General features: G+C 67.3%; 8 protein-coding genes. 2 read left to right on the forward strand and 6 right to left on the reverse strand.

Going from position 1 to position 7,768, the window contains the following annotated elements; translation table 11 throughout:
* Positions 1–19: 19 nt before the first annotated feature.
* From J7I94_RS37070 to J7I94_RS39160, 6 genes are all read right to left on the reverse strand, one after another.
* A protein-coding gene (locus tag J7I94_RS37070) for an IS5 family transposase (protein WP_374198495.1) occupies positions 20–954 on the reverse strand; the annotation gives its coding sequence in 2 pieces (ribosomal slippage) (positions 20–607 and positions 610–954; 933 coding nt in all).
* A 53-nt stretch (positions 955–1,007) separates the two neighbouring features.
* Positions 1,008–1,910: a ParB N-terminal domain-containing protein gene (locus J7I94_RS37075; RefSeq protein ID WP_215174648.1), complete on the reverse strand. Its 903-nt coding sequence runs from the start codon at positions 1,908–1,910 to the stop codon at positions 1,008–1,010.
* 2 nt (positions 1,911–1,912) lie between these two features.
* Positions 1,913–3,247: a hypothetical protein gene (locus J7I94_RS37080; RefSeq protein ID WP_215174650.1), complete on the reverse strand. Its 1,335-nt coding sequence runs from the start codon at positions 3,245–3,247 to the stop codon at positions 1,913–1,915.
* A 134-nt stretch (positions 3,248–3,381) separates the two neighbouring features.
* On the reverse strand, positions 3,382–3,783 hold the full coding sequence (locus J7I94_RS37085; protein ID WP_215174652.1) for a DUF488 family protein: 402 nt from the start codon (positions 3,781–3,783) through the stop codon (positions 3,382–3,384).
* Positions 3,784–3,929: 146 nt separating this feature from the next.
* The gene (locus J7I94_RS37090; RefSeq protein ID WP_215174654.1) at positions 3,930–4,250 is read right to left on the reverse strand and encodes a hypothetical protein; all 321 of its coding nucleotides are present in this window, start codon (positions 4,248–4,250) and stop codon (positions 3,930–3,932) included.
* Between the two features lie 192 nt (positions 4,251–4,442).
* On the reverse strand, positions 4,443–5,591 hold the full coding sequence (locus tag J7I94_RS39160; RefSeq protein ID WP_215174656.1) for a ParB/RepB/Spo0J family partition protein: 1,149 nt from the start codon (positions 5,589–5,591) through the stop codon (positions 4,443–4,445).
* 846 nt (positions 5,592–6,437) lie between these two features.
* Here J7I94_RS39160 and J7I94_RS37100 point away from each other — a divergent pair.
* Positions 6,438–6,980, forward strand: a complete 543-nt coding sequence (locus J7I94_RS37100; RefSeq protein ID WP_215174658.1) for a hypothetical protein — start codon at positions 6,438–6,440, stop codon at positions 6,978–6,980.
* A gap of 1 nt (position 6,981) precedes the next feature.
* On the forward strand, positions 6,982–7,768 hold a 787-nt coding region (locus J7I94_RS37105), incomplete at its 3' end, for a hypothetical protein (protein ID WP_215174660.1).

The following is a 7,768-nucleotide window of genomic DNA, read 5'->3' on the forward strand; positions in this document are numbered from 1 at the left end:
CTAGGACTTGTCCGGCCGATCATGCGCGGAGCCAGATGACGAGGGCTGCGGCGGTCGCGGTGCCGAGGAAGACGTAGCCGCGCTTGTCATAGCGGGTGGCCACTGCTCTGGCGTGCTTGAGCCTGTTGATGGCCCGTTCGACGGTGTTGCGTTTCTTGTACCGCTCTTCGTCGAAGCCCGGTGGCCGTCCGCCGCGTGAGCCTTTGCGTAGGCGGGCGGCCTGACTGTCAGTCTTCTCGGGGATGGTGTGCCGGATGCCGCGTTGTCGTCGCAGGTAGTCGCGGCAGGGGCCGTTGCTGTAAGCCTTGTCGGCCGCGAGGCTGTCAGGCTTCTTGCGCGGCCTGCCCGGCCCGGTCCGCGGGACGCGGATCTTCTCCAAGACGGGCTTGAACTGGGTGCAGTCCGCCCGCTGTCCGGGGGTGACGATCAGGGACAGCGGGCGGCAGCGGCCGTCCGCGCTCAGGTGGAGCTTGGTGGTGAACCCGCCGCGCGAGCGGCCCAGGCCCTCACCTCCTGCACCACCTCCACCAGGCGGGCGACGAGGCTCTGCCACGGCGTCTCGTCCTGGTGTTCTGCCGCTGCGTCCCCCTTTGAGGCGGGCGCCGGCGGCGGTTCGGTGCGGGCGCCGGCCGCGTGCTGATGGGCCCGCACGATGGTGGAGTCGACCGAGACGTCCCAGTCGATCTCACCTGCCGCGTCGGCTGCGGCCTGGACCTGCTGGAGCAGTCGTTCCCAGGTTCCGTCGGCCGACCACAGGCGGTGGCGTTCATAGACCGTCTTCCACGGGCCGAACCGTTCGGGCAGGTCACGCCACTGCACGCCGGTCCGCACGCGGTGCAAAATCCCGTCGATCACCTGCCGGTGATCCCGCCACCTGCCACAACGCCTGTTACTGACCGGCAGGAACGGCCGCAGCCGTTCCCACTCGGCATCCGTCAGATCACCCCGCCTCATGCACACATCAACGACACGGCAACGGAGTAGTCACATGATCGGCCGGACAAGTCCTAGTTGTGCTGTGCGGCCAGGACTTCCAGCGCCCGCCACGGTTCGTCGGCCGGCACAGTGCCCTCCTGAACCATCTGGTCGATGGCCGCCCGCACCACGGCCGCCGTCTCCACTGGGAGGTCGCGCACACCGAACACCGTCTCCAGCGGCGCCGTCCCCGCCCGGGTCGCCTCCCCGATGGCCGAGTCGAACCAGCCCTCGGCCAGCTCCCCAAGGTGTCGCTCGAACACGGCGAGGATCACGCCGAGCGCGGTCGCGCTGTTGCCGATCTTGTACGCGGCCCGGGAGGTCTCCAGCGCATCGAGCACCGGCTCGTACTGCTCCAGTCCGGCGATCCACCGCTGGTCCGCCGTCGCCGTGGAGCGGGCCGCGTCGAACGCGGCCTCTGCTCGCTCCAGCTCGGCGGGCAGGAACATGAACTGCACGCTGGCGAAGTCGAGGTTCGCCTCGCCCAGGGAAGCGACGTCCACCTTCTCCAGCAGGTCAAGGGCCTTGTCGTCCAGGCCCGTGTACTGCCGCCATTCCACCGACTCCAGTTCGTCGTACAGCTCCTTGAGGATCGCCGGATCGTCCTGACCTGCGATGGCGTTGTGCGAGAGCTGAAGCGCGATCTGCCGCTGGCGGGGCAACGGCTCGTCTATCTGCATCCACCAGATCTGCGACAGGCCGGCCTCGATCGCGGCCAGGGTGCGGTGGTTGCCTGACAGGACGACCAGCCGCCCCGTGTCGCGGTCGTTCCACACCAGCGGCGTCGATGTCAGGCAGCCGTCACGCTCGATGTTCGCCACGAGCTGCCGGAACTGCTCGTGCGGCAGGAACCGCGCGTTGACGTCGAGCAGCGTTAGCGTGCGCGGGTCGCCCTGCACCATCTGCGGCGGGGCGAGCCGAGTAGTCTCCTCCATGATCAGACTCCCGTCTTCGTCGTCGGGGCGCCCCACCGCTTCGCCCACATCGGGAGGGCGTCGGCCAACGTGTGCTGGCCCATCGCCCCCTGGTACTGGAGCTGAAACTTCCAGCCGTCCTCGTTCGATGGGCTGCGCTTGTGCAGCCGCAGCAGCCCGCGGTACTTCATCGACACTGGGTTGTTGCTGAACGCCGTCGTCGCCACTCTCCGGATGCGCCGCGAGAACGACCGCTGGCACAGCAACTGCGCCTCGCTGGACATGGCTGCGAGCACGATCAGCTTCGACAAGCGCGGGTAGTCGGTCGGCGCGACGGCAAAGTCCGAGAGCACGTACGCCTCGTCCGGCGTGAACGTGCTCGGAGCCATCGCGAAAACGCCGAGCAGCCGCCCGCGGCCGTCCTTCACCGCGACGGCCAGGTTCGCCGCGCCCGGAGCGATGCGCGGGTTCAGGTACCGGGAGCGCAGCGCGTTGAACTGGCCCGGCTTCAGCAGCGACAGGCGCAGGGGGCCGGCCAGTTCGTCGCCTTCCCGCAGCCGGGGGATCTTCACCGGCTCGATCGGCTGGCGCGGGGCGACGATCCTCGTCGGGGCCTCGCTGGCGTACACGTAGAAGGGAGCGGCGCGCGGCGTGGCCTTGATCACGCCGCGCAGGTACGGGTACAGGTCTGGAACGTCGTGGTTGGAGGCGGTCAGCCAGTACGGCCGGTCCGTGATCCCGCCGAGCACGCTGACCACGTCGTCGTCGGACAGCGGCTCGTACTCGGGCGCGTCCCAGGTGAAGTGCGCCTCCAGCGACTCGTACAGCTTCTCGTAGCCGCCGCCGTAGAAGGGAGGGAATGAGCACACCGGAGCTTCGCGGGGGACCTTCTGGAGCCAGGACCGGACGTCTTCCACCTCGTACGAGGCCAGCTCGACGTCGGAGCCGGACAACCGCTCGACGGTCTCCGCGTGCTTGGCCTTCCACTGCCCCCGGTAGGAGCGGACGACCCGCTCGTGCCACAGTCCCTCGCGGCCGACGCTGGCAAGGAACCGCGTGCCGAGCATGAGCGTGGCGACGGTGCCGACACCATCGTCCAAGGAGTCAGCGAGCCAGCCGAGTTCGTCTCGGCTCTCCTCGCGGAGCTGGATGCCGACCGGCTGGCGGGTGAGCCACCGGCCAACGGCGCTGGTGTAGATCGATACGTCGGAGGAGTGGAGGGCGAAGCCCATGCCGGCCACGCTGCGCTCGATGGTGAAGTTCCCGCAGCACGGGACGTACACCGGGCCGCGCGGCCACTGGCTGGCGGTCTCACGCACGATGGAGCGCATGGGGCCCGGGATGGTGCCCTGGAACATCTCTCGCCTCCCTACGAACGACAGCGCCCGGCCTCGGTGACATGCCGGGGCCGGGCGCTGCTCTGGAACCTTACACAAGGAGCAGGCAGCTCCTTGAGATAATGTCACCTATGTCGTGAGCGCGGTTCCGACGCTCAGATCAAGGTGCCCTGCTGATCCATCGGGGACAGCTCCCGCACGTCGTCCCCCGTGACGTCCTTCCACCAGGCGGCGAACACGCGGCGATGACACCACAGGCCCGGCTTGGCCAGGTCCTCGAAGCAGAGCAGCACCAGTCGGTGATCCCCCTCCTTCTCTGTGATCTGCCGCAGCCGCGCGGCGATCCGCTCCGGCCCGAGCTGATCGAGGTCAGCCCGGTAGGCCGCCGTGAACTCGGACTCGGGCCGCGAGAGGTAGTCCCGACGCGGCGCGAGCTCCCGCACCGAGTGGGTGAGGGAGTAGGGGAGCTTGAAGCGGGGAGCGCCGAGGGTGATGCGCACCGGCACCCCTTGCGGAGGCTGGAACACTTGGAACCGGTTGGTGAACAGGGTGAGCACGTTGTTCCTTCCTTGCTGCTGAACACCCTGGCCGCAGGCGTGGTGCCGAGGGCCAGGGCCTTGCCGGCCCCACTCGCTCTTGGAGCGGGACCGAGCGGCACCGGGTCCGCAGGGAGGAGGCCCCCCGCGGACCCGAGCCAGATCTCTCACTCCTCCGAGAAGACGAAGGACGTCGGGGCTGCCAGTTGCAGGACGACGTCGAACTCCACCGGTCCCTCTGCGCAGTTGACCGTGAGCCGGAGGACCCTGTTGGTCTCATTGGCGAACCCGGAGGCCGTGGTCTCTTCCACCTCGGAGATCACCTCCGAGGCCGGACCGGGTACATACTCACGGGCCTCCGCCAGAAGGAAGGAGAGGTGGTCCGCAAGCTGACGGATCACAGGGGAGGCCGACTTGTGCCCCCAGTCCACGCACTCCGGCCTGACCTGGTGGATTCCCACAGAGTCCAGTTTCTGACCTTCGCCCATTTCTCCATCTCCAACCCCGGATGGAATTTCCCTTTTCGTACTTATATCTTATGACATTTGCAATTCCATGAACATGGAATTCGGAAGGGAATTCCAATCGAAGCGGGGCGCAGCCGATAGTCCCGGCTGCGCCCGCTCCTTCGCCTCCTGGTGAGAGGTGGGGCGCGGCCACCGCCGCGCCCCACCCCCGCTCTACTTCGCCGCCGCCTCGGCCTTCTTGGCGGGCGCCCGGCGCCCCGTGGGCTTGGCCGCCGTGGAAGTCCGCGCCGCGGGCTTCGCGCCGGCCTTCGGGGCGGGCTTGGCCACCGCCTTCTTCGCCATGGACTGCGCGTCCGCCGCCTTCGCCTCCGGCTCTTCGGTCGTCGCCTCGGACTTGGCCGCCGCCTCGGCCTTCTTCGCAGCCGCCTCCTGCTGGACCTCGACGGCCGCCTTGGTGAACTCCTCGACCATGGCCCGCTGGATGCCCTGCGCCTTGCTCAGCAGGTTCTTCACCATCTGCACCTTCGCGTACAGGCGGCCGACGACCCGCAGGTGACGGGTGAGGTCGTCACCGAGGATGACGGCCAGGTCCTCCGGCTTCTTCTCCGCCAGCTCCTCCAGCAGCGGGATCAGGACCTCCTCCGCCTTGCCGAGCCCGTCCTTCGTCTTGGCCTTGGCCTTCTTCTGCTTCTCCTGCTCCTCGGCCGTGGGTGCCTTCTCGTTAGTGAGGGAGGTCTGCTGCTCCATCATCTTGAGGCCGTTGGCGAAGTGCTGCGCCTCGGCCTCGCTGTCGAAGTCACCACGCACGTACCGCATGGCCGCCACCATCTGGTTCGCCGGGTTGAGCTGGGCGATGTGCCAGGCGAGGTTGTTCTTGATCTGCCCCTGGTCGACCATCTCGGCCACCTCAGGGCGCAGGGTGAGCAGGCCCAGCCGCCAGGTGATGTGGGTCTCCGTCTTGCCGAACTGCTTGGCGATCTTCGCCGGAGTCCATCCGGCGGCCTTGAGGTCGGCGTACGCACCGGCCTCCTCCATGATCGTCATGTCCGCCCGGTTGACGTTCTCGGCGATGCTGAGGACGTAAGCCTCTTCCTCGGTGGCACCCTCGACGACCTTCGCCGGAATGACCTCCAGGCCGGCCGCCTGGCAGGACCGCCAGCGCCGCTCGCCCGCGATCAGCATGTAGGGGACCTTGGCGCCCTCGACCGGCCTGATGACGACCGGCTGGAGGAGGCCGTTCTCCTTGATGCTGCTGGTCAGTTCCGCCTGCGCCTCCTCCGAGAAGAACTTCCTCGGCTGCTCCGGGTTGGGGGCGATCTCGCTGACCTTGACGTTGATGAACTCGACCTTGTTGTCAGCCATTTTCCCGCGCCTTTCGTGATCTCCAGTGGGGTGTTTCCCTTTGTTCTTACGCTTATATCTTAATAGCGAATACCGCCAAAGCAAGTTCAGAACTCTTTTATTTCAAGGGAATTCAAGAAGGAGAATTTGCCGCTTTTGCGGATTCCCGTTTCTGGGCGGGGACATGAGAGAGCCCGCCACAACCAAGCGGTCACGGCGGGCTGACTCCCGTCACGCACCCCGACAGCCGCACCGGACGGCCGACTCCTCGCCGGGCGGGGCGGGGGGGGTCGGCCGCCCGGCGAGGAGTAGGGAAGGACGCCGCTCACGCGACGCTGCCGTGCGGGGCTCCTGCGGCTACTGTACCCGCCCGGCACTCCAGAATGTACAGCAGCTCTTCAAAAATGTCATCTATTTTAGTCCTCGAGGGCATGACGTCGCCCTCACAGGCTGTCAGGTCTCACCCCCACCGCTTCCTCCGCCCGGCTTCCGCCTTCGCATGAGCGCCATCACCTCGACAACCCTGCGCGCATCGTCCCCCGCCGACCGGCTCGCCCCACCACGCAGGACCCGCGGGGCCCCCTTCGCAATCTCAGCGATCCGGCGCTCGTCAACTTCGGACATGGATATGCGGTTCCTCCCGTTGCACGGCGTGCGCCCCGCTCCGCCCGCCGCTGTAAGCGACTCCTCGGGGCGCCAGCCCGGAGGCAGGCGCACGGGAGCGCAGCCGGTGCCGCCTCACCGGTCAACGCTCCGCCGAGAAACTGTGCGACAAACCCTATAACCCCCGCGACCTGCGATGTAGTGTTGCTTCACACGGTGATTACCGGTCAGTCACAACGCCCGGAGCATACGACACAGCCTGAGATGACGGACATGGCAGAAAACCGCGCCACCGGGCGGCCCCTGAGCCTGCGAGTGAAACTGCTCACTCTGCTAAGGCTGCGGCGCGACCCCGAGGGCTTCACCCCCAGTGCACGCGACATCTCCGAGGCGACCCGTGGCGGTCCAGGCGCCTCGATCTCCCACGGCCAAGTCACCAGCCTGCTCAACGGATCGAGTGGCAACCCACGCACGTCCACCATCGACGCGGTGGCTCACGCCCTTGGTGCGCCGGCCGCCTTCCTCCTGCCAGGGCCCGAGTGGGACGACCTGGCCGCGCTCACGGTGTACGTGTCGCACCCGGAGGCACGTCAAGTCTTGCGTTTAATGGAGGGTCTTGAGGTGCAGGACATTCTTGAAATCACCTCAAGGCTCCGGGAGATCCGTCGCCTGAAGGGACTGTCCGAGGACGTCCCGGCGATCCCCCCGCCTCCCCCCGGCGTCGACCAGCCCCGTGAGGGGCGTCCGCGCCGCCGGAGCTTGGATGAAGCCGCTGAGAGGGCAGCGGATTACTTGGAAGGACGCTGACGTGGAAGGCCCGATCTTCGGCCTGTGCGCGGTGCTCACGCTGTTGAGTACCGCAATAGCCATCAGCCGGAGCCTCGTGCAGAAGAGACGCAGCGGCAAGACGTACCGCTTGGCGCTGTCGGCCCACCTCGTGGCGCTGGTGAGCAGCTTCGTCGGCTCCCTACTGGCCGTCCCGACCATGGCGGACATCGCAGACAGAGCCACCACGGCCGAACTGTCGACCCTCGTCTCGGACATCGCCGCGGTGATCTTCTGTGCCAGCCTTCAAATCCTCATCATCGACTGGGAGTACTACAGAGAGCTGCCGCACTACGTCAGCATCGCGTGCCGTGTCACCTTGGTGTTGATGGTGACCAGCCTGCTGATCTGGCAGTTCCGTCGGGCCGACCCCACCGGGCTCGGGGTGGAACTGTCCACCTCCTACGCGCGGATCAGCGAGGTCCGTACCTACTTGCTGACGTACCTGTGCTTCTTCGCTGCTGCCGGAGCCGAAGTGGCGATGCGCGCCGCGAAGCTCGCGTACGGCATGCGTCGAACGGGCCGCTCGGCTGGCACCGGAATGGCCGTGGCAGCGGCCGGGGCGGTACTGGGTGTCCTCTACGCCATGAGCCGAAGCGGCTACGTTCTCGCATACGAAGCCGGCCACGCGTGGCCCTCGACGCTTGAGCGCATCATCAGCCCCGCGTTGGCTGGACTCTCTCTGGGCGGCATCGTGGCCGGCTTGTCGATGGCCGTCCTCGCCAACAGCCGCTCTGGATCGTCAACGCCTAGGACTTGTCCGGCCGATC

This window comes from Streptomyces sp. ISL-12 (assembly GCF_018614415.1).
GTDB lineage: Bacteria > Actinomycetota > Actinomycetes > Streptomycetales > Streptomycetaceae > Streptomyces.

Excerpts from the sequence above, each read along its gene's own strand:
- J7I94_RS37100 (WP_215174658.1), top strand. The coding sequence starts at position 6,438 with ATGACGGACATGGCAGAAAACCGCGCCACCGGGCGGCCCCTGAGCCTG.
- J7I94_RS37075 (WP_215174648.1), bottom strand. The coding sequence starts at position 1,910 with ATGGAGGAGACTACTCGGCTCGCCCCGCCGCAGATGGTGCAGGGCGAC.
- J7I94_RS39160 (WP_215174656.1), bottom strand. The coding sequence starts at position 5,591 with ATGGCTGACAACAAGGTCGAGTTCATCAACGTCAAGGTCAGCGAGATC.
- J7I94_RS37080 (WP_215174650.1), bottom strand. The coding sequence starts at position 3,247 with ATGTTCCAGGGCACCATCCCGGGCCCCATGCGCTCCATCGTGCGTGAG.
- J7I94_RS37090 (WP_215174654.1), bottom strand. The coding sequence starts at position 4,250 with ATGGGCGAAGGTCAGAAACTGGACTCTGTGGGAATCCACCAGGTCAGG.